This is a genomic window from Microterricola gilva, from assembly GCF_004217495.1.
Classification (GTDB): domain Bacteria; phylum Actinomycetota; class Actinomycetes; order Actinomycetales; family Microbacteriaceae; genus Microterricola; species Microterricola gilva.
Genome location: NZ_SHLC01000001.1, coordinates 2,452,917 through 2,476,751, shown reverse-complemented (window position 1 = coordinate 2,476,751; position 23,835 = coordinate 2,452,917). Strand labels below are relative to the sequence as shown.

The window sequence follows — 23,835 nt, the reverse complement described above, 5'->3', positions numbered from 1 at the left end:
TGTCGTGAAGGAGGTCAGGATGTCCAATCTCAAGCCACAGGTGCTGCACAGCATGCAGTGCACCGAGGGGGAGTCCTGCACCCGTCGCGCACCCGGCCACGGCATCTCGCCCATGCAGCTGCTCGCGAGCGGCGCGACGCCGAGCAAGTGGCGCGACGCCTTCGTCGCCCAGGTCGACGCCGACGGTTGGATCGCGATCGAACTCTTCGACGTGAGCGATGTCAGCCCGGCGGATGCCGCGGCGCCGGAGTCCGGCACGGTCTGGCTGTGGAGCCACACCGCGCCCGCGCTGGAACTCGGTACCCCGGTGGCCCTGCACGCGCTCTACAACGCGCTCGCGGTCGGCTCCGAACGCATCAGCGTCGTGGTGGCCGGCGCACTGTAGGCCCGCCGCGGCAGCAGTCGGTCCGCGCGCTGCACTGCACGCACTGTGCGGTTGCGCCGCTTTCCGCGCTGAGCGCCACTTCACGTGGCGCGGACCGCAGAAACTGGCGCAGAGCGGCTCGCGTCGGACCGAAGCATCCGCCCACCGGCGGTGCCGGAGTCCGCTGCGCGCCGACATCCGCTCGCTCGGAGTTCACGCCAGAATGGGCGCATGGATCTCAGCATTGACGGCATCGGTGGCGGCGGCGTGTGGTTCACGCTGTCGCTCATCAACGCGGGCCTGGCCGAATCGAAGGGCAGGGGCCGCCTGAACTGGTGGCTGCTCTCGCTGCTGCTCGGCCCGATCGCGACGCTTCTCATCGTGGTGATGGGGCGCGGCCCGATCGTGGAGCCGCTGCCCGCGGCGGCGCAGGCCAGCGGGCAGCAGGCGGGCTAGCTCATCGGCATCATCGACCGCATGGCGTCCATGACCTTCTGGCAGGCCACGGCGCACTGACGGCAGACCTCCGCGCACATCTTGCAGTCCTCGTGCATGTCGGCGTGCTTCATGCACTCCTCCGCGCAGGCATTGGTCTGCATGATCGTGGCCGAGAGCATCGCCATCATGCTCTCCACGTGCATGCCGGCCGGCCGCATCATCATCCGCATCATCGTGTTGCACGCGTCGGCCGTGTTCATGCACATCTCCATGTGCATCGCGCCGCCGGCCTCGTCGCCCATCATGCACGATGCGCACATCGTGCACGCCTGCTCACAGGCGGAGCAGGCCTCGATACAGTCCTGCAGCATCGCCATGTCGACGTCCTGCATCGCCATGTCCTTCGCGTGCATCTGCATCATCTGCATTGTGCTGTTCATCATCATGCGCGTGCTCCCGACCGAGGCGCCGTGCACGCGAGAACACGGTGCTGAAACGGCAACCCTCTCTGCCCGAAATGCTACGCGCGCAGCGGGCAAAAGTCAGGGGATCGCGCAGGAATTCATGGGTTGTTCTGTCATGCTTCGCGACTAGAGTGCAGCCATGACGCGCATCGGAGTCACCGGATCAACCGGACACATCGGCGGACTCGTCGCCAGGGCCCTCGTGGCCTCGCCGACGCCAGATCAGACGCTGCGGCTGATCGTGCGCGACCCGTTGCGGGTGCCGGCGTTGCGCGTGCCGGGGCCGGTGGCGGATGCCGCCGAGGCCACGTCCGATGCCGCTTTCGACGCCGCCTCGGGCGGCGACTCGCTCGATGCCGTGGATGCCGCGCACCAGGCGATCGAGGTCGTTCAGGCGAGCTATGACTCCGTGACCGCCGTCGACCTCGGCGAGCTCGACGTCGTGTTCATGGTGTCAGCGGCCGAGTCGGCAACGCGACGCGAGCAGCACCACCGTTTCGTGCGGGCGGCCATGAATGGCGGGGTTCCGCACATCGTGTACACCTCCTTCGCCGGAGCCGACCCTGGCGCCACCTTCACCCTCGCCCAGGATCACGCCTACACGGAGGAGCTGATCCGTGAGAGCGGCATGAACTACACGTTCCTGCGCGACAACCTCTACCTCGACGTGCTTCCGCACTTCGCCGACGAGCAGGGTGTCATCCGTGGCCCGGCCGGGGAGGGGCGGGTGGCCGCCGTGGCCCGTGCGGACGTTGCGGACGCGGCCGTCGCCGTCATCCGCGATCTGGCCGCGCACGTGAACGCGACGTACACGCTGACCGGGCCCGCTGCGCTCACGCTGGCCGAGATCGCGGCGGCGACCGGGCTGCGCTTCGAGAACGAGACGCTCGAGGAGGCGTACGCCTCCCGCGCGCGCTACGGCGCCGAGCCCTGGCAGGTGGACGCGTGGGTGAGCACGTACACCGCGATCGCCGACGGTTCGCTGGCCGCAGTGAGCCCCGATGTGCAGCGTCTCACCGGGCACCCGGCCCGCGGGCTCGCCGAGCTCTTCGGCGCTTAGCGGGCGGCGCGGCGCGATCGGCTCGGGCTCCGCCTGCTCAGACTCAGCCTGCCCAGACTCGGCCTGCCCAGACTCGGCCCACTCAGACTCCGGTTCGCTCAGCCCTCGGTTCGCTCAGCCCTGCAGGGCGAGGGTGAACGGCAGCACTGCCCCTGCGCCGTGCTGGCGCAGCAGCCGCCCGGCGATCGTGAGGCTCCAGCGGCTGTCGGCGATGTCATCGACGAGCAGCACCGGCCGGCCGGCGTATTCCTGGAGCGCTGCGGCGAGCTCGGGGCCGACGGCGAAGCGTTCCCAGACGCCGGCGAGCCGGTAGGCGCTGTTTCCGCCCGGCCCGCCGCTCGGGCCGCCGTTCGCCCAGTCGAGCGTGCCGAGCAGCGGCAGTCGGCCGCGTTCGGCGATCGCCTGTGCGACCGAGCCGACGAGCTGCGGATGCCGCCGCGACGGCATCTCGACGACCGCGGCCGGGCGCTCCTCCCAGTTCCATTCGGCGAGCACCCGGACGCAGGCCGCCAGCATGGCCGGGCTCGCCGGGGCGTCACCCCCACGCGGGGAGGCAGGCTCAACCGACGAGGCGTCCCCGGCCAGCGGGGAGGGCGCCGCGAAGATCTCCCGCAGCGGACCGCCCCAGCCGAGGTCGCTCAGCCGAGCCAGCGCACGGCCGGGGGCGAGGCGCTCGGCGGGCGGGATGTTGCCCTTCACCGGCACGCCCAGCGAGGCGACACCGGTTGGCCACTGGGCGCGCGGCTCGATGAGCACGCCGACCCGGTCGAGCGATGCGCTGGCGCTGGCTGCGGCATCCGCAGCGACATCGACGGGGTACCAGGCGCCCGCGCAGTTGTCGCAGCGCCCGCACGGCACGGCGGTGTCGTCGTCGAGCGCGCGCTGCAGGAACGCCATGCGGCACTCACTCGTGCGCTCGTACTCGACCATGGAGCGCTGCTCGGCGAGGCGCTCGGCCGCGATGCGCTCGTAGCGCTCGCGGTCGTAGAACCAGGGCTGGCCGGTCGAGGCCCAGCCACCCTGCACCCGCCGCACGGCGCCGTCGACGTCGAGCACCTTGAGCAGCAGCTCCAGCCGGGAGCGCCGGAGGTCGACGATCGCCTCGAGCGCGGGCGTGGAGAGCGGCCGGTCGCTGCCGGCCAGGGCGGCGATCACGGCCTGCGCCTTCTCCTCGTTGGGCATCGAGGAGGTGGCGAAGTAGGTCCAGATCGCCTCGTCTTCGACCCCGGGAAGCAGCAGGACGTCGGCATTCTCCGTGGCACGGCCGGCACGTCCGACCTGCTGGTAGTAGGCGACGGGAGAGGAGGGCGCGCCGAGGTGCAGCACGTAGCCGAGGTCGGGCTTGTCGAAGCCCATGCCGAGCGCGCTCGTCGCGACGAGCGCCTTGATCTCGTTGCGCTTGAGCTGGCCTTCGAGTTGCTCCCGCTCGTCGGTGTCGGTCTGGCCGGTGTACGCGTGCACGGCGTGACCGGCCTCGCGCAGCAGCCTGGCCGTGTCCTCGGCCGCCGCGACGGTGAGAGTGTAGATGATGCCGCTTCCCGGCAGCTCGGCGAGGTGGCTGAGCAGCCAGGCGAGCCTGGCCTTGGCGTCGGGCAGGCGCAGCACGCCGAGCCGCAGCGAGGTGCGGGCGAGCGGGCCGCGGATGGTGAGGACGGGCTCGGTGTCGCCGTGCTGCGCGGCGGCGGCCGCGAGTTGCTCGGCGACATCCGTCACCACCCGACTGTTGGCCGTCGCCGTGGTGGCGAGCACCGGGACCCCGCTCGGCATCTCGGCGATCAGCTCGCGCAGGCGCCGGTAGTCGGGGCGGAAGTCATGCCCCCAGTCGCTGATGCAGTGCGCCTCATCGACGACGAGGAGCCCGACCCGGTTGATGAGGGCCGGCAGCTGCTCGTCGCGGAAGCGCGGGTTGTTGAGGCGCTCGGGGGAGACGAGCAGCACGTCGACCTCATCGGCGCGCAGCTGCTCGAGCACGCTGCCCCACTCGTGGGCGTTGGCGGAGTTGATCGAGACGGCGCGCACACCGGCACGGGCGGCCGCGGCCACCTGGTCGCGCATCAGCGCCAGCAGGGGCGAGACGAGAATCGTGGGCCCCGCGCCGGCATCGCGCAACAGCTTGGTGGCGACGAAGTACACGGCCGACTTGCCCCACCCGGTGCGCTGCACCACGAGGGCGCGGCGACGCTGGGCGACGAGCGCCTCGATCGCCTCGAACTGCCCGTCGTGGAAGTCGGCGTCCTGCCGCCCGACGAGCGCACGCAGGGCCGCGAGCGCAGCGGGGCGGATGCCGTCGCCGCCGGCCCCGGCGGGAGGCGTGTCGACATGCCCGCTCGTCGATTCGCGTGCGGTGTCCAGATCGGCGTTCTGCATGTCATTCACGACACCAGCCTGACAGACACCGCCGACATTGTGGGCGCGAGGGTTGCACGATGCATCCGGAGCTAGGGAACGATGCGGAATTCGCCGCCCTCGCCACCCGCGTCATCTCCGCCAGGCAGCTCGCCGAGCTCGATCGGGTCGCTCACATCCAGAGACGCGACCGCCGCGCCGCGCGGTCCGCGGCCCAGCCAGTCGAGCATGCGCTGCACGTCTTCGGCGTCGCCGCCGATCTCGGCCTCGACGGCACCGTCTGACCGGTTGCGTATCCAGCCCGTGATTCCGAGGCGCTCGGCCTCAGCGCGTGCGGAGTACCGGAATCCGACGCCCTGCACGATTCCGTGCACCACGACTCGAACGGAGCTCATGCGTCGACCAGCGTGCGCCGGATTCGGCTATCGGCGGCGCTGGGCCGGGCCGGTGCTGTCGGTGCCGCGGGAGGCGCGGACCGGAACGGGGCGCCGCCCAGCGCGGAGAAGCCCGAGCAGCATGGGCATGAACAGGCCAGCGCCTGCGACTACGAGCCACAACAGTTCTTGCGTCATGGCGGCAGCGTAGGAGGGATGGCTGGGGAAACGCTTGGCGGTAGCAGTCAACGCGGTGTGCGTCTGGCGCGTGTGTGGGTCTAGTGCGTATGTGGGTCTAGTGCGTGTCGGGCGACGGTGTCGGCGTCACGCGTTCGTCCTGTGCCTGCATCTCGAGGAAGGTCTCGTAGGCGGTCACGTGCATCGCCTGGTCGTAGGCGGCCATGGCGGCGCCGATCGCGGGCCCGGCCGTGCCGCGGCGCCGGATGCGCTGGGCGAGGAGGGCCAGACCGAGCAGCACCACGACGGTGCCGCCGACCACGAGGAGGCCGATCCACATCTCACTCATGCCAGCACTCTACGCCGCTCGCGGAGGCGCGGTCCGTTCCGCACACGGCCGCGAGATGGCGCAATCGGCCCCTTGGAAGCAGGCGAAGGGGCCATCTGTGACATCTCGCGGCCACGACCTGCGGATACCGCGGAGCTAGGCGGCGGGCGCAGTCGCCTGCTTCAGCCAGTCGGCGAAGAGGGCGGCGTCGATGTCGTCGGTGCCCGACAGCTTCACCGTTGACATGCGGGCTCCGGATTCGAGCCGGCCGCTGGCATCCGTGACGGGGGAGCCGTTCCAGATCATGAAGGTGGTCCAGCGAGGGAACGGCTTGAAACCGGCGACCGGGTTCTTGCCGTCCAGCCACACCGGGTGTCCATGCCAGAGCTGGCCAGTGGCGCCAGGGACGGCGTCGCCGATGATCACGCGCAGCGACTCGGCGATCTCACGGGCGGGGGCGTCGAGTTCGGCGATGAACTCATCGAGGGTTGCGGGCATCATGGGTCCTTTCGGTGGGTGGGGATTTCGACAGGCTCAATCAACGGTTACTGGAGAACGGGGCAGGGGATTTCGACAAGCTCAATCAACGGGCGTGACGCGAAGCGTCACGAAAGGCGGCAGCCAAGTCCAAGGGAACCTCGGGGACCGCCACCGCTGCAGTGAGGGTGATGGCCGGCTCCAGTGGTAGTACGCGCTCACTCGCTGCGGGCGGCATCCGCGAAGCCGGCCGAGAGCGGGTCGCGGTAGCTGTTGAGCAGCGTGCCGTTGCCGAAGCGCCGCGACGAGGTGAGCTCGAGCCGGAGCGGTTCGGCAAAGAGCGGGATGCCGCTGCCGAGCGCGATCGGGTGCACGTACAGTCGCACCTCGTCGATCAGGTGCTCGCGGAACAGCGACTGGGCGAACCGCGAACCGCCGGCCACACTGATCACGGAACCCGGCTGCTCCCGCAGCGCGGCGATCTCCTCGGCCGGGCTGCCGGTCGCGAGCCGGGAGTTCTGCCAGTCCACCTGCGTGAGCGTCGTGGAGAACACGATCTTCTGCTGCGCGTTCAGGAGCTTCGCGAGCGGTTCCTCCGCGGTCGGCCAGTACGCGGCCTGATCGAGGTAGTTCACCCGCCCGAGGAGCATCGTGTCCGAGCCGCTCTGCAGCACCTCCTGGTGGGCGAAGAGCTCGTCGTCGAGCCGTTCCATCGCCCAATCCAGCTCGCCGTTCGGGCCGGCGACGAAGCCGTCCAGGGTCACCTGCATGCCGAGGCTGACGATTCTCATCGGAACATCTCCTTCAGGGCCGCCGCCACGACCGGCGGTTTGAATGTGTGGTTCTGGTCCGGCATCCAGCGCAGGGTGGCACCGGGAACGGCGGATGCCGCCCACTCGGCCGCCGTGCGGAGCGGCTCCGGGCTCTTCGTGCCGGCCATCACCGTGACCGGGCAGCCGATCGCGGCCCAACGCGAGCCGTCGAGCTCGGGTCCGGCGCTTCCGATGCCCGGCTTCATGGCCGCGCTCGTCACGGCCAGGTCGTAGGGAATCGTGTTCGCGAGGGCGGTGAGGCGCTTCCACATCGGGGACAGCTTCATTCCGAGGGCGATGACGCCCGGCATCCCCATGCCCTTGGTCATGAACAGCGACACGGCCTTGCTCTTCTCGCCGGCGGCCAGCAGGGCGGCGATCGGCGCGCGGAGCCCGATCGCGGTGCGCAGCGGGTCCGGGTTGACGACATAGGGCGGCTCGTAACACGCGAGGCTGCTGATGTGGGAACCGCGGGCCGCCGCCTCGATCCCGAGCGCGGCACCGGAGGAGAGACCCCAGACGAACGCGGAACCGCCGGCGGCGGCGATGACCGCGTCGAGGTCCTCGACCTCGCGCTCGATCGCGTACGGCGAGGTGTCCCCGCTGTCGCCGCGGCCGCGCCGGTCGTAGTTGTAGACCGTGAAGCTGTCGGCGAGCTGCTCGACGAGTTCGAGTGTGAGCGGGAAGCGGCGCTCGCTGAATGCGCCGCCGACGAGCACGAGCGCCGGGCCGGTGCCGGTCGCGTCGTAGGCGATGACCGTGCCATCGGCCGAGGTGACGGTGTGTGGTGGTGCGATGGTGGGGGAGGCGTGGCTCATGGTGCTGTCCTTTCGCGTTGCTGACTGAGAGTTCAGGGGCGGATGCCGGCGATGGCGGCATCCAGCTTGTCGAACGACATGCTCCAACCGATGTTGTTGCCGCGCTCCATCTCCGTGGCCGCGAACGGACCCTGGTGGAGCGTGATGCGGGTGCGCTCGCCGTGATCGTGGAACTGCACGCGGAGCTGCATGGTGATCGGCTCCTCGTCGACGGGACGCTTGACGCTGAGCTGGAACGCGATGAGCTCGGGTTCGACGAATTCGAGCACCTCGCCGTACGTCCAGATCTCGACGCCGGTGGCTTCCTCGATCATGCAGACCTGGAAGCGCCCGCCGACGGCGCCCTCCATGACGATGTGCTCGGCCGGCGCCGAATAGCCGACCGGGCCCCACCACTCGGCGAGCCTGGCCGGCTGCAGCCAGAAGTCGAAGACCACGGCGCGCGGGGCCGCGAACATGCGCGTGATGTAGGTGTCGGTGTCGGCGATGCCGCTCGGGCGGGTCTCGGTCATGACGCTGTGTCCCCCTCGGTTGATGTGTCGGTGTTGAGTGTGTCGGTGCTGCGTGTGTCGGCCTGTGTGGCCATGTGCGCCGCGAGTGCGACGTCGAGTTTGTCGAAGCTCTCGCCCCAGAATCGCCGGTAGTTCTCCACCCACACGCTGGCCTCCTCGAGTGGCGCGGCCTCGAGGTGGCTGAGCCGCGCGGTCGCCGCCCGGCTGCGGGAGATCAGCCCTGCGGTCTCGAGCACCTTGAGGTGCTTGGAGATCGCCGGCTGGCTCATCGCGAACGGGGATGTCAGTTCGGAGACCGAGGCGTCGCCCTCGGCCAGCCTGGCCAGGATCGCCCGGCGGGTCGGGTCGGCCAGAGCCATGAAGACGCGGTTCAGGCGTTCCTCCTCGGCGGGCGAGGTGGGACCAGCAGCGGTGGCGTCGGGTGCGTCGCGCACGTTGCCCGCTGTGGCGTTCATCAGGGTGGTCGTCACCGGAGGCACCTCAATCCATAACTAATTGGTTATGAAGATAGGCCGCGGATGCCGCGCTGTCAAGGCCTTTGGCGCACAAACTCGGATCCCGGTGCGCCGTGGCGGGATCTCGGTGAAGACCGGCAGGAACTCCGGGTCGGCCGACTGCGGCATCCGGAATGCTGGACGCATGACACTCAGCCCCGCACCGACCCCGCCCGCCACGATCTTCGGTGCCGAGCGCGCCGCGACGCCGGAGGCGGCCGCCCTGCACTTCCGGGCGAAGCTGGCGTTCGAGACCGACGCCTCCGATGTCGCCGCCGAGCAGCGTGCGGGAACGCCGGGCTTCGTGCTCGTCGACACCCGCAGCGATGCCGCCTGGGCACAGGGCCGCGCCGCCGGAGCCGTGCACCTGCCCACCGCGCGCATCGCCGCGGAGGCTGCAACGCTGTTCGCGCCGGATGCGAAGCTTGTCGTCTACTGCTGGAGCCCCGGCTGCAACGGCGGGACGAAGGCGGCCCTGGCGCTGAGCCTGCTCGGCTACGAGGTGCGCGAGATGATCGGCGGCTTCGAGTACTGGGCGCGCGAGGGTTACCCGGTGCAGACGGATGACGGCGTGCGGGCGCGCCTCGTCGACCCGCTCGTCGGGCCGGCATCCGCACCCGCCGCCGCTGGCATCGGCTGCGCCTGCTGAACGTCGCCAGCTGAACGCCGCATGCTGGACGCAGCCAGCTGGACGCCGCCAGCCGAGCGGCGCCAGCTGAATCCGCGCTGGATGTGCGCTGGCACCGAACTGGCTGAGAACTGTGTCGTGGCTCTATCCCACAAGGCCCCGCGGATGCCTAGACTGAACCATGGTTGTGACGCTCCGCGCACTGCAGACCGCTGTTCCCCCCACCGTGCTGGTGCAGGAGGCGGTGAGAGACGTCTTTGCCAGCCAGCCCGATCTCAGTCGATTGGGTCAGCGCCTCGTCACCACCGCGTTCAATGCCTCGGGCATCGAGACCCGCTACTCGGTAATCGAGGAGCTCTCGCTGCACCAACCCCCGGGCGAGCACGACTTCTTCGACAGCGCGACCGGGCTGCTCCGCCGGCCTGGCACGAAGCTCCGCAATGAGCTCTACATCCAGCAGGCGACGCCGCTCTTCGTCGAGGCCGCCCGCCGCGCGCTCGCGGCCTGCCCCGGCATCGAGGCCGCCGATGTGACGCACGTCGTCACCGTCTCGTGCACGGGCTTCTACCAGCCGGGGCCCGACTACATGCTGGTGCGGGAGCTGGGTCTGGCGGCATCCGTGCAGCGCTACCACCTGGGCTTCATGGGCTGCTACGCCGCGATGCCGGCGCTGCGCACGGCCAGACAGTTCGTCGAGGCCGACCCGGAAGCCGTGGTGCTCGTGGTCAGCGCCGAGCTGTGCACGCTGCACCTGCGCAGCTCGAATGATCCGGACGAGATCGTGGCGTCGTCGCTCTTCGCCGACGGCGCGGCCGCCGGGATCGTGAGTGCCAGGCCGCCGGCCGAGGGCGAGATGGCGTTCACGCTCGACCGTTCGGAGACCGTGCTGACGCCGGTCGGCGAGGCCGACATGGCCTGGAAGATCGGCGACAACGGCTTCGAGATGGTGCTCTCCAGCTATGTGCCGCACATCATCGACGAGCACATCGGCAGCGCGCTCGTGCCGCTGTTCGCACCGGAACCCGTCCTCGCCACGGCGCTCGCCGCTGGTGCGGCCGGGGAGGCGGTGCAGCACTGGGCGATCCACCCGGGCGGGCGCAGCATCCTCGACAAGGTCGAGCAGAAGCTCGGGCTCAGCGAGGCGCAACTCGTGCCGGCCCGCGACACGCTGCGCGACTACGGGAACATGTCGAGCGCGACGGTGCTCTTCGTGCTGAAACACATCCTCGACGCGCCGGACACGAGCGCGGGCGAACGCGTGCTGGCGATGGCATTCGGGCCGGGGCTCACCGTCGAGACCGGGCTGCTGAGCGTGGTCGGGGAGCGTGTGGCCGCGGAGCAGGCCGCGGTTGCTCTGGGCGGGGCGAGTGTCGGCGAGGCGGATGCCGCGGCATCCGCGCCAGAGTCCGGCAGCGCGCCCGCGGAGGCCCCGGCGCTGGTGCCCTGATGGCGTCGGCGCCAGAGACGGCCCGGCGACCGGGTCGTTTCCTGCACGCGCGCGCCACCGACACTGCCGAGCTGATGGACGGCCCCGGCGCCGATCCGGCGACACTGCAGCGCACCTACGAACAGTTCGGCCTCGTGAACAGCGCCGTCTCCGGCTGGCGCGCGAACTACCGCAGGTACATCCGGCCACAGCTCTCCACGACGCGGTCGACGACGCTGCTCGACATCGGCTCCGGCGGCGGCGATCTGCCGCTCGCACTGGCGGCATGGGCGGCATCCGATGGGCTGCGCCTGCAGATCACGGCGATCGACCCGGATGCCAGGGCCCACGACTTCGCGAGCGCGCGGCGGCCGGTGCGCGGTGTCACCTTCCGGCGCGCCTTCAGCGCCGAGCTCGTCGGCGAGGGGGCCAGCTTCGACATCGTGATGTCGAACCACATGCTGCACCACCTCAGCGCCGCCGAGCTGGGCGGGCTGCTCTGGGACAGCGAACGGCTGGTGCGCGGGCCGGGCCCCGACGAGGCGGACGAGGCGCGGGGCTGGTCACGGGGCGGCTCTCGGCCGAAGATCCCGCGCGTGCTGCACGGCGATATCACCCGCGGGCGGCTCGCCTATGCCGGATTCGCGCTCGGCACGCTGCCGTTCGCCCGCTCGCTGCTCAAGGGTTCCTACATTCGCAAGGACGGCCTGACGTCGATCCGCCGGAGCTTCCGGCCCGTGGAGCTGGAGGGCGCCCTGCCGGCGGGCTGGGCGGTGTGGCCGCAGAGCGCGTTCCGCTATCTGCTCGTGTACCCGGGCGGAGCGATCGATGGCTGAGCCGGGAGAGCGGCGCACGGAAACGGGTGCCGCGGCTGACACGTTCACCGAGGCGGCCGCGGAGGCCGTGGTCGCGACCGCTGATGAGACCGCTGCAGCCGAGGACGACACTGAAGGCACGGCTGGCGCCGCTGCGTCCGGACCCGCTGATAGCGCCGCGGCCACTGACGCGGCAGCCGAGCCCGACGCAGCGATAGACGACGCGGCCGAAGCCGACATCGCGGACGTGGCCGTCGTCGGCGCCGGCCCCGTCGGGCTGCTGTTGGCGTGCCTGCTCGTGCAGCGCGGGCTGAGCGTCACCGTGCTGGAGGCGCGCGGGCAGAGTTCGGAGCACTCGCGTGCCATCGGCATCCACCCGCCTGGCATCGCCGTGCTGGCCCAGCTCGGGATCGCCGAGGCGGCGATCGCGGCCGGGACGCCGATCTTCCGCGGGGAGGCGTGGTGCGACGGCGAGATGCTCGGCGCGCTCGAGATCAGTGAGGCCGGCGGGCGTTACCCCTTTGTGCTCGCGCTGCCCCAGCGCGACACGGAGCGGCTGCTGCGCGATCGCCTGACCGAGCTGAACGGCGGCGTCAATCCGGTGCGGCGGGGCATCCGCGTCACCGCTGTGTCGCAGCGTTCCGAGAACGTCGAGCTCACGACCAAGTCAGCACACATCAGCGTCGGTGCCGGCTCGGGCGCGGATGCCGCATCACCCCGGCGCGTGCTGGCGCGCTATGTGGTCGGCGCCGATGGGGCGCGCAGCCGGGTGCGGGAGCTCGCCGGCATCCGTTGGGTCGCGGTCGGGCAGGCGCAGCCCTACCTGATGGCGGACTTCCGCAGCGGTCGGCCGCCGCGGTTCGGTGGTGGTGACGGAGGCGGGAGCAGAAGGGAGGGCGGCAGGCTCGCCGCGACGACGGCGCTGCTCGCCTTCGAGCGTGGGGGAGTCGTCGAGTCCTTCCCCCTCCCCGACGGGTGGCGGCGCTGGGTCGTGCTCACCGACCGGCTGTGGCACGAGGCGGTCGCGGCCGATCTGGCCGGAATCGTGCGGGACCGCACCGGGATCGAGCTGACCACGGCATCCGCGACCGCACAGGAACGCGCGCGCACCGACGAATCGCTCAGCGCCTTCGCGGTGCGCCAGCACCGTGCTTCACGCATGGCCGCCGACCGTGTCGCGCTGCTCGGCGACGCCGCCCACGAGGTGAGCCCGATCGGCGGGCAGGGCATGAACCTCGGCTGGCTGGATGCCGCTGCCCTCGCCCCGGCTCTCGAACTCGCCGTGCGCGGCGGCCACGAGCTCGGCGCCCGTGCGCTGCGCGAGTACGACCTCCGTCGCCGGCTCGCCGCCCGCCGCGCGGTGGCGCAGGCGGCGTTCAACATGCAGATCGGGCGCGAGGCCAGGGGCGCGCGCCTCGGTGTGCGGAACGCGCTCGTGCGCGCGCTCGGGCGCCCGCCGTTCCGGGCGCTGCTGGCCCGGGCGTTCACGATGCGCGGCCTCTGAGCCGCCCGCCGACTGCGCCGCGCTCGTTCGCGCCCGACGCCCGCCCGCAGCTTCGGCGTGGCCGGGCCGCCGACGCGATGCGCGCCACCAAACCGCGTTTCGCGGTAGGAACTCCTGGCGCGAAACGCGGGTTTCTACCGCGCAGCGTCAGGGAGGCGCCGCCTGGTCGCGCCGCGCGGCCTCGGAACCGCTCTCTCGCCGCACCCTACTCGCCGTTGCGCGCCACTCACCGCGGTGTGCGCCGCAAACTACAGCGTCATAGCGCGGTAGGCGGCGCATCTGGCCGGGATGACGGGGCGACCCTGCAGCCGTGCGCCACTAACCGCGCTTCGCGGTAGAAACAACTGCCGCGAAACGCGGTTTCTACCGCGCGGCGCCTGGGACGCGCCGTCTGGCGGCCGTCCAACCGATCTGCGGCTAGACCAGTGAGACGAGCGGCGCGTGGCCAGACCGGCCAGGCCGGTCCGCGGCTAGACCAGCGAGACGAGCGGGGCGTTCTCGTCGGCGGTCCACTCGTTGAGGGAGCCGTCGTAGATCGCGATGTTGCCAGTGCCTGCCGCCGTCAGCGCGAGCGCGGCAGCGGCCGCGGCGATGCCGCCGCCGCAGTACGTGATGATGCGGGGCGCGAGCTCGCGGCCGGCGAGTGCCGACGAGGTGTTCTCCGATTCGGCCGGCGCCTCGGCATCCGTCGCCTGGCCAAGTACGGGCGCGAGCTTTTCGCTCAGCGCCGCACCCTGCAGCAGCGCGTTGTCCGCGCGGTCGACGAGGCGGCCGGCCGGCAGGCTGAGGCTTCCCGGGATGTGACCGGCCCGGCTGCGCGAGCTCGTCTCTCCGCTGAACTCGGTGGGAGGCAGCGCGCACACCAGCGTCGCCTCGGCCTCGCCGGCGACGACGGCTGCGACGTCGTCCTTGTCCGCCCAGAACTCGGGGCGTTCGACGGCCGTGAAGCCGGCGGCGACGGCTGGTTCGACGTGGCCGCGCTCCAGCTGGCGCTCCTCTGCGCGCCACTTCGTCAGACCGCCGTCGAGCACGGAGACGTTCTCGAAGCCGAAGGAGCGCAACAGCCACCACACGCGGGCCGCCCACTGCCCGACCGAGTCGTCGTAGAGCACGACCGCGCTGTCGCTGTCGATGCCGACGGATGCCGCGGCGGCGACGATCTGCTCGGCGTCTGGCCGTGCGAAACCGAATGGCTTGGCCGGGTCGGAGAAGACCTCGAGCACGTCGGCGAAGACCGCGCCGGGGATGTGGCCGTCGACCAGGTACTGGTCGAGCCCGCTGAGCCAGCGGTAGCCGCCGCCAGGCGCCTTCACGTGCAACACGGTCGCGTCGAGCACGACGAGGCCGTCGCGTCCGAGGTGATCCGCCAGCCACTGCGTCGAGACGAGCGGGGTCGACAGCAACGGTGCGGGCAGGGCGGTGGTGGCATCCGGTGAGCTCATGTGCTCACGCTAATTCGCCGCCGCGGCGGGGGCGAGGGCGCGCGTAAGAGGAGGTAATGCACCGACGCGCCGGCTCGCACAAAAGCGCAGGAGGAGAGCGCCGCCGAGCCGCCAGAGCGCCCGGCGAGGCTGTGGTCCTGCGTTTTCGCGGCGCTCAGCTCGCGGCGCTCAGTGCCTAGCGCTCAGTGCCTAGCGCTCAGCACTCGATGACGTTGACGGCGAGCCCGCCCTCGCTGGTCTCCTTGTACTTCGTCATCATGTCGAGGCCGGTCTGGCGCATGGTCTCGATCACGGTGTCGAGCGAGACGAGGTGTGTTCCGTCGCCGTGCAGCGCGAGCCTCGCCGCCGACACGGCCGTCGACGCCGCGATCGCGTTGCGCTCGATGCACGGCACCTGCACGAGCCCGCCCACCGGGTCGCAGGTGAGGCCGAGGTGGTGCTCCATGGCGATCTCCGCCGCGTTCTCGACCTGCCGCGGGGTGCCGCCGAGCACGGCGCAGAGCGCGCCGGCGGCCATGGCGCACGCGGAACCGACCTCCGCCTGACAGCCGCCCTCCGCCCCCGAGATCGAGGCGTTGGCCTTGACGAGCGAGCCGATCGCGGCCGCCGTCAGCAGGAATGTGCGGATGCCGGCATCCGAGGCACCAGGAACGAAACGCATGTAGTAGTGCCCGACGGCCGGGATGATGCCAGCTGCGCCGTTGGTCGGAGCCGTCACGACGCGGCCGCCGCTGGCGTTCTCCTCGTTCACGGCGAGGGCGAAGGCGTGCAGCCACTCGGTTGAGGTGTCGCGCTCGCGCACCGGCTGGCCGTCGTAGGCCTCGAGCCGTTCGCGCACCTCGGGCGCGCGGCGCTTGACGCCGAGGCCGCCCGGCAGCACGCCGGGCGTGGCCAGGCCGTGTTCAACACAGCTGTGCATGGCGGCCCAGATCGCGTCGAGGCCGGCGTCGAGCGCCTCGCGGCCGTGCACGGCCTCCTCGTTGGCGCGGGCGATGTCGGCGAGGCTGATGCCCTGCGCTTCGCAGAGCGCGAGCAGTTCCTCCGAGCTGGAGTACGGCAGCGGATGCCGCGGCGTCGCCGCCTCGGTCACGCGCACACGCTTCACGGCATCGGCGGACGCACCGCCGCCCGGGTGTGCGGCGGCCGCGTGCGCGGCGTCCTCGCTGGCCCGGCGGATGAAGCCGCCGCCGACCGAGTAATAGGTCTCCTGGTACAGCTCGTGCTCCGTGCCGCTCTCGTCGCGGCCCCACGCGTGCAGCGTCATCGCGTTCGGGTGCCCGGGCAGGCGGGTGAAGGGGGCGAAGCTGATGTCGTCCCTGGCGATGTCGACGGGGTGGATGCCGGCAAGCAGCACGCTGCCGTGACCGACGGCCGACTTCGGCAGCGTGCTCCAGGCGCCGCGCACGGCGGCGGGGTCGCAGTCCTCGGGGCGGAGCCCGCTGAGGCCGGCGACGATGGCATCCGGTGTGCCGTGGCCGATGCCGGTGGCACCGAGCGAGCCGAAGAGCATGCAGCTCAGCCGGGTGACCTGCGAGAGCATCGCGGGCTCCAGACGGTCGGCAAAGTCGCGGGCGGCCCGCATGGGGCCCACCGTATGGGAGCTGGAAGGGCCGATTCCGATCGAAAAGAGATCGAGGGCTGAGACGAACGCTGTCACCCCTCCATCGTAGGGAACAGAGCGTGCAGAAATGCCGCATTACGTCGCAGAATCGTGCGCAGCTCCGCGCGTCCTCGCAGCTTCGCCGCGTAAACTTGATCTCCGTGATTCAGCCCGAGCCCCGCCAACTGCCCCGACCTGCCTTCGTCATCCGCGAAGCAACACCCGAGGAGTTCGCAACCGTCGGCGATGTGACCGTCGCCGCCTTCGCATCCGGGCCGTACGGGCACCTGCCGACCTCGGCCGAACGCGCCCGCCTCCTGCGCGACGCGGAGGGCCGGGCGGCATCCGGAACCCTGCTCGTGGCCGTCGCGACCGGAACGGGCAGCCACGCGGAGGGCACCGTGATCGGCACCGCCAGCCTGCTGCGCGCGGAGACCGAGCACTCGCGTCTCGCCACGGGCGAGGAATTCGAGCTGCGCCTGCTCGGCGTGCTGCCGGAGGCGAGGGGGCTTGGCCTCGGCGAGGAGCTCACCCGGGTCGCGCTCGAGTGTGCCGTCGAGCAGGGCGCGAGTGCCCTCGTGCTCGACACCGGCGAGCTGAACCTGCCGGCCCAGCGCCTCTACGAACGTCTCGGATTCGAACGGATCGTGGATGCCGCACAGACGGCCGATGTGCCGCTCGTGGCCTACCGCTACCCCCTGCAGCGCCCGGATGGCGAGGTGCGCGTGAGGTTGATGCGCGACGAGGAGATGGACGCCGTCGCGGAGCTCTCCGAGCGCGCGTACGCCCACGACTACAGCCTCAGCGACTCCTACCGCGCCTCCATCGTCGACGTCGCCGGCCGTGCGGGCGAGCACCAGGTCTGGGTCGCCAGCGACACGGAGACCGGCGCGCTCCTCGGCACCGTCTCGACGCCGCGGGCCGGCGCCGTGATGACCGAGCTTCCGCAGGTCGGCGAGATGGACTTCCGACTGCTCGCCGTGCACCCGGACGCCCGCCGCCGCGGCATCGGCGAACTGCTCAGCCGCCACGTGCTGCTGCTCGGCCGACTCCGCGGCGTTCCCCGCGTCGTCATGAACTCGGGCCCGGAGATGACGGGCGCGCACAAGCTCTATGAACGGCTCGGATTCGAGCGTCTGCTCGACCGGGAGCCGCTGCTGACCATGCCGGACGGCCGCGAGCTCAAGCTGCTCAGCTTCGGCTACTCCATCTAGTCGCCCAGCAGTCGGCCGCGGAGATGCGCGGGGCTACCCGCTGATGGACGTGAAGCGGTCCGCGAAGGCGGTGAGCTCGCGCAGCAGCTCCGGCCGGCCGTGCACGGTGAAGGCGAACTCCGCCGGGATCCAGAGCAGCGCGGTGGCGATGTGCGCGGCGGAGTCGCCGGTGAGCGTCCACACGGTGGTATCGGCATCCAGCGCCACCGTGTCGCGCGCCCACCAGCCCAGCTTCTCCTGAACCGCCCCGAGCGGGGCCGCGATGTGCACCTCGGCGCTCAGCGGGTTCTCCCGCCAGGAGACGGCGGCGGCCACGAGCTCGGCGGCGGCCGCCGCGCTCAGATCGCGAGCCGTGAAGAGCACCCGGGTCTGCTGCAGCGCGGAGATGCGATCTAGCCGGAAGGTGCGCCAGGCGGCGCGGTCGCGGTCCCACGCGACGAGGTACCAGCGGCGCCCGCGCGGCACCAGCATGTGCGGTTCCGCGCTGCGGGTGGAGTCGGCGCCGCGCGCGTCGGTGTAGCTGAAGCGGATCCGTTCGCTGTCCCGACAGCTGAGCGCGAGGAGGCCGAGCAGCTCGGGGTCGACGGCCGGCCCCTGCCCGGGCGCGACCGACATGTGCGACTGCAGTGCGTCGATCCGCCTGCGGAGCGCCGGAGGCAGAACCTGCTCGATCTTCGCGAGTGCGCTGAGCGTCGTGTGCTCCGAATCGCGCAGGGCGGATGTCGTCTGCGAGCGCAGACCGATGGCGATCGCGACACCCTCATCGTCGGTGAGGAGCAGGGGAGGCAGGCCTGTTCCGGCCGTCAGGCGGTAGCCGCCGATCGCGCCGCGGCTGGCGTCGATCTCGTAGCCGAGCTCCCGCAAGCGGTCGATGTCGCGGCGCAGCGTGCGCTCGCTGACGGCGAGACGGTCCGCGAGTTCCCGGCACGACCAGTGCCGGTGGCTCTGCAGCAGGGAGAGGAGCTCCAACGTTCTGCTCGTGGTGTCTGACATGTTTTCAGTATCTCTTTTATTAGGACAGAAAGTGTCCTATTTGCTTTCTACCGTGGAGGTATGACAACACAGATCGCGACACCAGAGAAGATGCCGGAGCAGAGAATGCCAGATCAGAAGATGCCAGGGCAGACAATGTCAGAGCAGAAGATGATCGTGGCCAGGGGGCTCGGCAAGACGTTCCCGGGCACGGGCAAATCCGGCGGCCAGGTTGAGGCGGTCTCCGATCTCAACCTCGACGTCGCGGCGGGGGAGCTCGTCGCGTTCCTCGGGCCGAACGGCGCGGGCAAGTCGACGACGCTGCGCCTGCTCACCACCCTGCTGCCGGCCAGCTCCGGCGAGGCGAGCGTCGTCGGCTGCGACATCCGTCGCGACCCGGCCGGCGTGCGTCGCCGCATCGGCTACATCGGGCAGGGTTCATCGGCCGGCTACACGCAGCGCGTGCGCGATGAGCTGCACAGCCAGGGCGCGTTCTACGGGATCGGCCGGCGCGAGACCCGCCTCAGGGCCGACGAGTTGATCGAGTCCCTCGACCTCGGCGCCATCGCCGGCCGTCAGGTGCAGACACTCTCGGGCGGGCAGCGCCGCCGCGTCGACATCGCGCTCGGGCTGATCCACCGGCCGGAGCTGCTCTTCCTCGACGAGCCGTCCACCGGCCTCGACCCGCAGAGCCGCGCCAACCTCTGGCAGCACATCGTCGAGCTGCGCCGCCGCTACGGCACAACGATCTTCCTGACGACCCACTACCTCGACGAGGCCGATCAGCTGGCCGAGCGGGTGATGGTGATGGATCACGGGCGGCTGATCGCCGACGACACCGCATCGGCGCTGAAGCGCGACCTCGCCGGCGACCGGGTCGAGTTGGGCTTCGACTCGGCGGCGGATGCCGCGGCGGCGGCCGCCCACACCAGCGGAACGGCATCCGGAACCGCCGTCGTGGTGCCGGCACTCGCCGCCGACGAGGCGTTGCCGGCCATCCTGCGCTCGCTCGACGCGGCAGGGCTGCCGCCGAGGGCGGCGTCGATCCACCAGCCGACGCTCGACGACGTGTTCCTCGCGCTCACCGGGCGGAGTCTGCGCGAGGAGGGGCAGGCGCCCGCCACAGCAGAGCACACCACATCCGTTGCACACGAGTCCGAGGAGGACGCAGCATGAACACCATCGACACCCTCAACACCCACACCGCCGACACGGGCTCGGCTCAGCAGGGCGGGGCCGCGACGTCGTCGCGGGGCAACGTCCCCGGCCGCACCCGCATCCTCGCCGACATCTGGAATGTGTTCGTGCGGGAGCTGCGGCCCGTCATGCGCGACCCGTTCAGCGCACTGTTCAGCCTCGTGCAGCCGCTCGTGTTCCTCGGGCTGTTCGGGCCGCTGCTCGTCGCGTCATCCGGTCTGCCCGCCGCGGAGACGCTGCAGTGGTTCGTGCCGGGAATCCTCGTGATGGTGGCGCTGTTCGGCACGGCCAGCACCGGGGCGAACCTGCTCGGCGAGATGCAGTCGGGCTCGCACGAGCGCACGCTCGTCGCGCCGCTGGCCCGCAGCGCGCTGCTGATCGGCCGCTCGCTCAAGGAGATCGTGCCGTTGGCGATGCAGGGCCTGATCGTCTGCCTCGTCGCCGTGCCGTTCGGCTTCCAGATCAACGTGGCCGGGCTGGTGATCGGCTTCGTGCTGCTGGCGATCTTCGGCATCGGCTTCGGCGCGCTGAGCTACTCGGTGGCCCTGGCCTGCCGGGAGCGGGACTGGATGTTCTGGGTGATCCACCAGACCCTCATCTTCCCGCTCATGATCCTCTCCGGCATGCTGCTGCCGATCGAGAACGGGCCGGACTGGATGAAGGCGGCGGCGGCGGTCAACCCGCTGAGTTACGTCGTCGCAGCGGAGCGCGCCCTGTTTGCCGGGGATCTCGGCTCCATCGCGGTGCTCGGCGGCTTCGTTGCGGCGATCGTGACGGCCGTGATCGGACTCGTCGTCGGCGTCCGCAGCATCCGCAAGGCCTGATCAAGCGCGCAAACGCAGACTGCAGCGTCGGTCGATGACTCGTGTCATCGACCGACGCTGCAGTCGTGGCGAAGGAGCGCGCGCGGGCGCGGCTCAGCGAATCGTCTTGCGGGCGGTGATCTGGCCGGTGTCGAAGCCGAGCAGGTGCAGGCCGCCGTTGAAGCGGGCGTGCTCGATCTTGATGCACCGGTCCATGACGACGGTCAGCCCCTTCGACTCGCCGTACTCCGCGGCATCCTGGTTCCAGATGCCGAGCTGCACCCAGATGGTCGGAGCGCCGACGGCGACGACCTCGTCGATGACGCTCGGGATGTCGCTGCCACGGCGGAACACGTCGACGATGTCGGGCACTTCCGGCAGGCTCGCCAGATCCGGGTAGGCCTTCTGGCCGAGGATCGTGTCGGCGTTCGGGTTCACGAAGTACACGCGGTAGTCGCTGGACTGCTGCAGGTAGGTGCCCACGAAGTAGCTCGAGCGGGCCGGGTTCGGCGATGCGCCGACGATCGCGATCGACTTCGCCTCGCGCAGGATGCGCAGGCGCGCCTTCGCGTCCGGGCCGACCCAGGTGCGCTGCGAGCGCAGCAGCTTGGCGAGGGGGGAGTCCGCGGGCAGGTCACAGCTCAGCCCGTTCGCGAGCTGCGTGGTGACGACGGCGTCTGCGGGGGTTTCGACAGGCTCAACCCGCGAGGTCGGCTCAACCCGCGGCGCCTGCTCAACCGGCACGGTGGTTGCGGCATCCGTTGTGCTCATGGTCATGCTCCCGTCGCGGCCGCGAGGGCCTGGTCGAGGTCGTAGATGATGTCATCGACATCTTCGATGCCGACGCTGATGCGCACAACACCCGGCAGCACACCGGCGTCGATGAGCTGCTGTTCGGTGAGCTGGGCGTGGGTCGTCGACGCGGGGTGGATGACGAGGGTCTTCGCGTCGCCGATGTTGGCGAGGTGGCTGGCCAGGTTCAGCGATTCGATGAACGTCTGGCCGGCGGCGCGGCCGCCCTTCACGACGAAGCTGAACACGGAACCCGGCCCCTTCGGCAGGTACTTCTGCGCGCGCTCGTGGTGCGGGTGGTTCGGAAGCCCGGCCCAGAAGACGCTCTCGATGCGGTCGTCGGCCTCGAGCCACTCGGCCACGGCGCGGGCATTGTCGACGTGTGCCTGGATGCGGTACGGCAGTGTCTCGACGCCTTGCGCGAGCAGGAAGGCACTGTGCGGGGCGAGGCTCGGACCGATGTCGCGCAGCTGCTCGGCGCGCAGGCGGGTGAGGAAGGCGTACTCGCCGAAGTTGCCAGACCACTGCAGCCCGCCGTAGCTCGGAACCGGCTCGCCGAAGAGCGGGAACTTGTCGCTGTGCCAGTGGAAGCGGCCGCTCTCCACGACGACGCCGCCGAGGGTCGTGCCGTGGCCGCCGAGGAACTTCGTCGCCGAGTGGATGGCGATGTCGGCGCCCCACTCGAATGGGCGGTTGAGGTAGGGGGTGGCGATCGTCGAGTCGATGATCAGCGGGATGCCGTGCGCGCGCGCGACATCCGAGAGGCCCTCGATGTCGGCGATCTCGCCGGAGGGGTTCGCGATCGTCTCGGCGAAGATCAGCTTTGTCTTGTCGGTGATGGCCGCGGCGTAGTCGGCGGGGTCGGAGCTGCGGACGAAGGTCGTCTCGACGCCGAAACGTCGCAGGGTCACGTCGAGCTGCGTGATCGAGCCGCCGTAGAGGTTCGCACTGGCCACGATGTGGTCGCCGGATCCGGCGAGGCTGGCGAAGGTGATGTACTGCGCGCTGAGGCCGCTGGCCGTCGCGACGGCGCCGAGGCCGCCCTCGAGGCTGGCGACGCGCTCCTCGAAGCTGGCGACCGTCGGGTTCGCCAGTCGGGAGTAGATGTTGCCGTATTTCTGCAGCGCGAAGCGGGCCGCGGCATCCGCGGTGTCGTCGAAGACGAATGCGCTCGTCTGGTAGATCGGAAGCGCACGCGCCCCCGTCACCGGGTCAGGGATGTTGCCCGCGTGAATGGCGCGGGTCTTGAAGCCGTACTCACGATCTGCCATGCCCACACGCTAGCCCGTGCACCCGGGCCGGTGGCGCGTGCCCGTAACGCGGCGCAACAGCGCCGCGGAGGCCGACGAAGGCAGGGATCAGACGCGCTCGAGCAGCTCGGCCGTGCTCAGCACGGTGGCGAACTCGCCGCCGTGCAGGTTGACCGCCGTTGCACGGGAGAGCTCGTCGGCGCTCATACGCACACCGTTCGGCCCCTCGAGGTCGAAGGTGTGCGTCGCATCGATCGGCACAAACACCTCGAAGCCGAGATTGCCGCCCATGCGCGCCGTCGTCTCAACACACATGTTCGTCTGGATGCCGCAGACAACGATCTGCTCGATCTCGAGTGCGCTCAACCACTCGGCGAGGTCCGGCTCGCCGAAGAACGCCGAGTTGACCTGCTTGGTCACGAACAGTTGGTGCGGAGCGGCAGCGACGAAGTCGAGCAGCGCGTTGCCCGGCTCGCTCGGGTTCAGTGGGGATTCCTCGTCGGAGTCGTGGCGCACCAACACGACGGGACGGGCGGACGCGGCCCAGCCGTCGAGGAGCGCGGCGACGTTGGCCTCGCAGTCCGGGTTGTTCCGTGCACCCCAGCCGGGGTGGGCGAAGCCCTGTTGCATGTCAACAACGATGAGGGCGGCGTTGGCGTCGAGAGTCATGCACCCATGATGGCGTGTGCGGGCGGCATCCGGAAGACGACAGTCGAAAGGTACGCTGAGAATCATGATTCTGGAACACGCGCTCCTGCCCGTCACCCCAGGGCGTGAGGCGGAGTTCGAGCGGGCGTTCGCCGAGGCGCGCACGCTGATCGCGGCGATGCCCGGCTTCCGCGGGTTGCGCCTGTCACGCTCGATCGAGACACCCAACGAGTATCTGCTGCTGGTGGAGTGGACCAGCGTCGAGGCGCACGACCCCGGGTTCCGCGGCTCGCCGGAGTATCGGCGTTGGCGGGAATTGCTGCACCACTTCTACGAGCCGTTCCCCGTCGTCGAACACTTCGCGCAGGTCTGCGTCGTGGCCGACCCGCTCCCCAACTAGCCCACGAAAGCTTTGGCGGTCGCTGCCCGGCGCGCTGCACCGGAGCTGCACAGAGGACTCCGCTAGGCTGAAGTCAGCTTCCGAGATGGAGGCCCGGACGAGGGATCAGTACCCGGAATGCGACAAGACTGGCCACGGGAGTGAACAGTCATGGCATGGATCATCCTCATTGCGTCCGGCGTGCTCGAAGCCGTCTGGGCGACAGCACTCGGTAAGTCGGAGGGCTTCACGAAGCTCTGGCCGTCGGTCATCTTCGGCGTCGCCCTCGTCGTCAGCATGGGCGGACTGGCGTACGCCATGCGCGACATCTCCGTCGGCACCGCCTACGCGGTCTGGGTCGGAATCGGCGCATCGCTCACCGTGCTCTACGCCATGATCTTCGGCGGCGAGCCGGCGTCGCTGATCAAGATCCTGCTCATCCTCGGACTCGTCGGCTGTGTCGTCGGGCTCAAGCTCGTCGACGGCAGCCACTAGCCCAGC

28 protein-coding genes and 1 riboswitch are annotated in these 23,835 nt (G+C 70.5%); of the genes, 12 read left to right on the top strand and 16 right to left on the bottom strand.

The genetic code is table 11. The features are described from left to right. The first annotated feature begins 19 nt into the window (after window positions 1-19). On the top strand, window positions 20-385 hold the full coding sequence (locus tag EV379_RS11560) for a hypothetical protein (protein WP_130506257.1): 366 nt from the start codon (window positions 20-22) through the stop codon (window positions 383-385). A gap of 210 nt (window positions 386-595) precedes the next feature. Continuing rightward, a complete protein-coding gene (locus EV379_RS11555; RefSeq protein WP_130506256.1) occupies window positions 596-820 on the top strand; it encodes an antitermination protein NusB in 225 nt (74 codons plus the stop codon). Here EV379_RS11555 and EV379_RS11550 read toward each other — a convergent pair. Then, window positions 817-1,248, bottom strand: coding sequence for a four-helix bundle copper-binding protein (locus EV379_RS11550; protein ID WP_130506255.1), 432 nt, complete (start codon window positions 1,246-1,248; stop codon window positions 817-819). The genes EV379_RS11555 and EV379_RS11550 overlap by 4 nt on opposite strands. 157 nt (window positions 1,249-1,405) lie before the next feature. Between EV379_RS11550 and EV379_RS11545 the strand changes: the two genes are divergently transcribed. Further along, window positions 1,406-2,326 carry an NAD(P)H-binding protein gene (locus EV379_RS11545; RefSeq protein ID WP_130506254.1) on the top strand — a complete coding sequence of 307 codons (921 nt, stop codon included), beginning with the start codon at window positions 1,406-1,408 and terminating at the stop codon, window positions 2,324-2,326. A gap of 114 nt (window positions 2,327-2,440) precedes the next feature. Here the strand turns inward: EV379_RS11545 and EV379_RS11540 are convergent, their stop codons facing one another. The 9 genes from EV379_RS11540 to EV379_RS11505 all read right to left on the bottom strand — a co-directional run bounded on the left by EV379_RS11540 (window position 2,441) and on the right by EV379_RS11505 (window position 8,640). Beyond that, the gene (locus EV379_RS11540) at window positions 2,441-4,693 is read right to left on the bottom strand and encodes a RecQ family ATP-dependent DNA helicase (protein WP_130507446.1); all 2,253 of its coding nucleotides are present in this window, start codon (window positions 4,691-4,693) and stop codon (window positions 2,441-2,443) included. A gap of 71 nt (window positions 4,694-4,764) precedes the next feature. Next, on the bottom strand, window positions 4,765-5,067 hold the full coding sequence (locus EV379_RS11535; protein ID WP_130506253.1) for an acylphosphatase: 303 nt from the start codon (window positions 5,065-5,067) through the stop codon (window positions 4,765-4,767). Window positions 5,068-5,094: 27 nt separating this feature from the next. Beyond that, on the bottom strand, window positions 5,095-5,244 hold the full coding sequence (locus EV379_RS17240) for a hypothetical protein (RefSeq protein WP_165397354.1): 150 nt from the start codon (window positions 5,242-5,244) through the stop codon (window positions 5,095-5,097). Between the two features lie 97 nt (window positions 5,245-5,341). Then, a complete protein-coding gene (locus tag EV379_RS11530) occupies window positions 5,342-5,572 on the bottom strand; it encodes a hypothetical protein (RefSeq protein ID WP_207226246.1) in 231 nt (76 codons plus the stop codon). A gap of 135 nt (window positions 5,573-5,707) precedes the next feature. After that, window positions 5,708-6,049 (bottom strand): DUF1801 domain-containing protein, encoded by a 342-nt coding sequence (locus EV379_RS11525; RefSeq protein ID WP_130506252.1) that lies wholly within the window; start codon window positions 6,047-6,049, stop codon window positions 5,708-5,710. A 197-nt stretch (window positions 6,050-6,246) separates the two neighbouring features. Next, window positions 6,247-6,819, bottom strand: a complete 573-nt coding sequence (locus tag EV379_RS11520) for a dihydrofolate reductase family protein (protein WP_130506251.1) — start codon at window positions 6,817-6,819, stop codon at window positions 6,247-6,249. Continuing rightward, the gene (locus EV379_RS11515) at window positions 6,816-7,658 is read right to left on the bottom strand and encodes an alpha/beta fold hydrolase (RefSeq protein ID WP_130506250.1); all 843 of its coding nucleotides are present in this window, start codon (window positions 7,656-7,658) and stop codon (window positions 6,816-6,818) included. Before EV379_RS11515 ends, EV379_RS11520 begins: the two co-directional genes overlap by 4 nt. A 32-nt stretch (window positions 7,659-7,690) precedes the next feature. Beyond that, on the bottom strand, window positions 7,691-8,170 hold the full coding sequence (locus EV379_RS11510) for an SRPBCC family protein (RefSeq protein ID WP_130506249.1): 480 nt from the start codon (window positions 8,168-8,170) through the stop codon (window positions 7,691-7,693). Then, complete coding sequence (locus tag EV379_RS11505; RefSeq protein WP_341273536.1) at window positions 8,167-8,640, bottom strand: ArsR/SmtB family transcription factor; 474 nt, start codon at window positions 8,638-8,640, stop codon at window positions 8,167-8,169. Before EV379_RS11505 ends, EV379_RS11510 begins: the two co-directional genes overlap by 4 nt. 169 nt (window positions 8,641-8,809) lie before the next feature. Between EV379_RS11505 and EV379_RS11500 the strand changes: the two genes are divergently transcribed. The 4 genes from EV379_RS11500 to EV379_RS11485 all read left to right on the top strand — a co-directional run bounded on the left by EV379_RS11500 (window position 8,810) and on the right by EV379_RS11485 (window position 13,037). Then, the gene (locus tag EV379_RS11500; protein WP_130506248.1) at window positions 8,810-9,313 is read left to right on the top strand and encodes a rhodanese-like domain-containing protein; all 504 of its coding nucleotides are present in this window, start codon (window positions 8,810-8,812) and stop codon (window positions 9,311-9,313) included. Window positions 9,314-9,473: 160 nt separating this feature from the next. Continuing rightward, complete coding sequence (locus EV379_RS11495) at window positions 9,474-10,739, top strand: type III polyketide synthase (RefSeq protein WP_130506247.1); 1,266 nt, start codon at window positions 9,474-9,476, stop codon at window positions 10,737-10,739. Continuing rightward, entirely contained in the window at window positions 10,739-11,554 is an 816-nt protein-coding gene (locus tag EV379_RS11490; protein WP_130506246.1) for a methyltransferase domain-containing protein, read from the top strand. The genes EV379_RS11495 and EV379_RS11490 overlap by 1 nt, the downstream gene beginning before the upstream one ends. Further along, the gene (locus EV379_RS11485) at window positions 11,547-13,037 is read left to right on the top strand and encodes an FAD-dependent oxidoreductase (RefSeq protein WP_207226245.1); all 1,491 of its coding nucleotides are present in this window, start codon (window positions 11,547-11,549) and stop codon (window positions 13,035-13,037) included. Before EV379_RS11490 ends, EV379_RS11485 begins: the two co-directional genes overlap by 8 nt. Before the next feature lie 470 nt (window positions 13,038-13,507). Here the strand turns inward: EV379_RS11485 and EV379_RS11480 are convergent, their stop codons facing one another. Then, the gene (locus tag EV379_RS11480) at window positions 13,508-14,479 is read right to left on the bottom strand and encodes a sulfurtransferase (RefSeq protein ID WP_130506245.1); all 972 of its coding nucleotides are present in this window, start codon (window positions 14,477-14,479) and stop codon (window positions 13,508-13,510) included. A gap of 196 nt (window positions 14,480-14,675) precedes the next feature. Next, window positions 14,676-16,136: an L-serine ammonia-lyase gene (locus tag EV379_RS11475; RefSeq protein WP_130506244.1), complete on the bottom strand. Its 1,461-nt coding sequence runs from the start codon at window positions 16,134-16,136 to the stop codon at window positions 14,676-14,678. A gap of 104 nt (window positions 16,137-16,240) precedes the next feature. Here EV379_RS11475 and EV379_RS11470 point away from each other — a divergent pair, with 104 nt between their 5' ends. Further along, window positions 16,241-17,293 carry a GNAT family N-acetyltransferase gene (locus EV379_RS11470; protein WP_165397353.1) on the top strand — a complete coding sequence of 351 codons (1,053 nt, stop codon included), beginning with the start codon at window positions 16,241-16,243 and terminating at the stop codon, window positions 17,291-17,293. 33 nt (window positions 17,294-17,326) lie between these two features. Here EV379_RS11470 and EV379_RS11465 read toward each other — a convergent pair whose 3' ends face one another. Then, window positions 17,327-18,286 carry a helix-turn-helix transcriptional regulator gene (locus EV379_RS11465; protein WP_130506242.1) on the bottom strand — a complete coding sequence of 320 codons (960 nt, stop codon included), beginning with the start codon at window positions 18,284-18,286 and terminating at the stop codon, window positions 17,327-17,329. A gap of 150 nt (window positions 18,287-18,436) precedes the next feature. On the opposite strand from EV379_RS11465, the gene EV379_RS11460 reads away from it, so the two are divergent. Together EV379_RS11460 and EV379_RS11455 are read left to right on the top strand one after the other, a co-directional pair. Continuing rightward, the gene (locus EV379_RS11460; protein WP_130507442.1) at window positions 18,437-19,441 is read left to right on the top strand and encodes an ATP-binding cassette domain-containing protein; all 1,005 of its coding nucleotides are present in this window, start codon (window positions 18,437-18,439) and stop codon (window positions 19,439-19,441) included. Continuing rightward, entirely contained in the window at window positions 19,438-20,286 is an 849-nt protein-coding gene (locus EV379_RS11455) for an ABC transporter permease (protein WP_130506241.1), read from the top strand. Before EV379_RS11460 ends, EV379_RS11455 begins: the two co-directional genes overlap by 4 nt. 93 nt (window positions 20,287-20,379) lie before the next feature. On the opposite strand, the gene EV379_RS11450 is transcribed toward EV379_RS11455, so the two are convergent. The 3 genes from EV379_RS11450 to EV379_RS11440 all read right to left on the bottom strand — a co-directional run bounded on the left by EV379_RS11450 (window position 20,380) and on the right by EV379_RS11440 (window position 22,976). Continuing rightward, the gene (locus EV379_RS11450) at window positions 20,380-20,910 is read right to left on the bottom strand and encodes a CoA-binding protein (protein WP_423203264.1); all 531 of its coding nucleotides are present in this window, start codon (window positions 20,908-20,910) and stop codon (window positions 20,380-20,382) included. 128 nt (window positions 20,911-21,038) lie between these two features. Beyond that, window positions 21,039-22,328: an O-acetylhomoserine aminocarboxypropyltransferase/cysteine synthase family protein gene (locus EV379_RS11445; protein WP_130506240.1), complete on the bottom strand. Its 1,290-nt coding sequence runs from the start codon at window positions 22,326-22,328 to the stop codon at window positions 21,039-21,041. Between the two features lie 87 nt (window positions 22,329-22,415). Further along, the gene (locus EV379_RS11440) at window positions 22,416-22,976 is read right to left on the bottom strand and encodes a cysteine hydrolase family protein (RefSeq protein WP_130506239.1); all 561 of its coding nucleotides are present in this window, start codon (window positions 22,974-22,976) and stop codon (window positions 22,416-22,418) included. A gap of 64 nt (window positions 22,977-23,040) precedes the next feature. Here EV379_RS11440 and EV379_RS11435 point away from each other — a divergent pair, with 64 nt between their 5' ends. Further along, window positions 23,041-23,355 carry an antibiotic biosynthesis monooxygenase family protein gene (locus EV379_RS11435; protein ID WP_130506238.1) on the top strand — a complete coding sequence of 105 codons (315 nt, stop codon included), beginning with the start codon at window positions 23,041-23,043 and terminating at the stop codon, window positions 23,353-23,355. Between the two features lie 72 nt (window positions 23,356-23,427). Continuing rightward, window positions 23,428-23,492: riboswitch (guanidine-III (ykkC-III) riboswitch) on the top strand. A gap of 13 nt (window positions 23,493-23,505) precedes the next feature. Next, on the top strand, window positions 23,506-23,829 hold the full coding sequence (locus EV379_RS11430; RefSeq protein ID WP_130506237.1) for a DMT family transporter: 324 nt from the start codon (window positions 23,506-23,508) through the stop codon (window positions 23,827-23,829). Window positions 23,830-23,835 lie beyond the last annotated feature (6 nt).

What these genes read in the sequence shown, in the direction of transcription:
- EV379_RS11560 (WP_130506257.1), top strand. Translation starts at nt 20, where the DNA reads ATGTCCAATCTCAAGCCACAGGTGCTGCACAGCATGCAGTGCACCGAG.
- EV379_RS11430 (WP_130506237.1), top strand. Translation starts at nt 23,506, where the DNA reads ATGGCATGGATCATCCTCATTGCGTCCGGCGTGCTCGAAGCCGTCTGG.
- EV379_RS11520 (WP_130506251.1), bottom strand. Translation starts at nt 6,819, where the DNA reads ATGAGAATCGTCAGCCTCGGCATGCAGGTGACCCTGGACGGCTTCGTC.
- EV379_RS11440 (WP_130506239.1), bottom strand. Translation starts at nt 22,976, where the DNA reads ATGACTCTCGACGCCAACGCCGCCCTCATCGTTGTTGACATGCAACAG.
- EV379_RS11435 (WP_130506238.1), top strand. Translation starts at nt 23,041, where the DNA reads ATGATTCTGGAACACGCGCTCCTGCCCGTCACCCCAGGGCGTGAGGCG.
- EV379_RS11455 (WP_130506241.1), top strand. Translation starts at nt 19,438, where the DNA reads ATGAACACCATCGACACCCTCAACACCCACACCGCCGACACGGGCTCG.
- EV379_RS11465 (WP_130506242.1), bottom strand. Translation starts at nt 18,286, where the DNA reads ATGTCAGACACCACGAGCAGAACGTTGGAGCTCCTCTCCCTGCTGCAG.
- EV379_RS11480 (WP_130506245.1), bottom strand. Translation starts at nt 14,479, where the DNA reads ATGAGCTCACCGGATGCCACCACCGCCCTGCCCGCACCGTTGCTGTCG.
- EV379_RS11490 (WP_130506246.1), top strand. Translation starts at nt 10,739, where the DNA reads ATGGCGTCGGCGCCAGAGACGGCCCGGCGACCGGGTCGTTTCCTGCAC.
- EV379_RS11500 (WP_130506248.1), top strand. Translation starts at nt 8,810, where the DNA reads ATGACACTCAGCCCCGCACCGACCCCGCCCGCCACGATCTTCGGTGCC.
- EV379_RS11535 (WP_130506253.1), bottom strand. Translation starts at nt 5,067, where the DNA reads ATGAGCTCCGTTCGAGTCGTGGTGCACGGAATCGTGCAGGGCGTCGGA.
- EV379_RS11545 (WP_130506254.1), top strand. Translation starts at nt 1,406, where the DNA reads ATGACGCGCATCGGAGTCACCGGATCAACCGGACACATCGGCGGACTC.
- EV379_RS11555 (WP_130506256.1), top strand. Translation starts at nt 596, where the DNA reads ATGGATCTCAGCATTGACGGCATCGGTGGCGGCGGCGTGTGGTTCACG.
- EV379_RS11460 (WP_130507442.1), top strand. Translation starts at nt 18,437, where the DNA reads ATGATCGTGGCCAGGGGGCTCGGCAAGACGTTCCCGGGCACGGGCAAA.
- EV379_RS11485 (WP_207226245.1), top strand. Translation starts at nt 11,547, where the DNA reads ATGGCTGAGCCGGGAGAGCGGCGCACGGAAACGGGTGCCGCGGCTGAC.
- EV379_RS11540 (WP_130507446.1), bottom strand. Translation starts at nt 4,693, where the DNA reads ATGCAGAACGCCGATCTGGACACCGCACGCGAATCGACGAGCGGGCAT.
- EV379_RS11525 (WP_130506252.1), bottom strand. Translation starts at nt 6,049, where the DNA reads ATGCCCGCAACCCTCGATGAGTTCATCGCCGAACTCGACGCCCCCGCC.
- EV379_RS17240 (WP_165397354.1), bottom strand. Translation starts at nt 5,244, where the DNA reads ATGACGCAAGAACTGTTGTGGCTCGTAGTCGCAGGCGCTGGCCTGTTC.
- EV379_RS11495 (WP_130506247.1), top strand. Translation starts at nt 9,474, where the DNA reads ATGGTTGTGACGCTCCGCGCACTGCAGACCGCTGTTCCCCCCACCGTG.
- EV379_RS11510 (WP_130506249.1), bottom strand. Translation starts at nt 8,170, where the DNA reads ATGACCGAGACCCGCCCGAGCGGCATCGCCGACACCGACACCTACATC.
- EV379_RS11530 (WP_207226246.1), bottom strand. Translation starts at nt 5,572, where the DNA reads ATGAGTGAGATGTGGATCGGCCTCCTCGTGGTCGGCGGCACCGTCGTG.
- EV379_RS11515 (WP_130506250.1), bottom strand. Translation starts at nt 7,658, where the DNA reads ATGAGCCACGCCTCCCCCACCATCGCACCACCACACACCGTCACCTCG.
- EV379_RS11445 (WP_130506240.1), bottom strand. Translation starts at nt 22,328, where the DNA reads ATGGCAGATCGTGAGTACGGCTTCAAGACCCGCGCCATTCACGCGGGC.
- EV379_RS11550 (WP_130506255.1), bottom strand. Translation starts at nt 1,248, where the DNA reads ATGATGATGAACAGCACAATGCAGATGATGCAGATGCACGCGAAGGAC.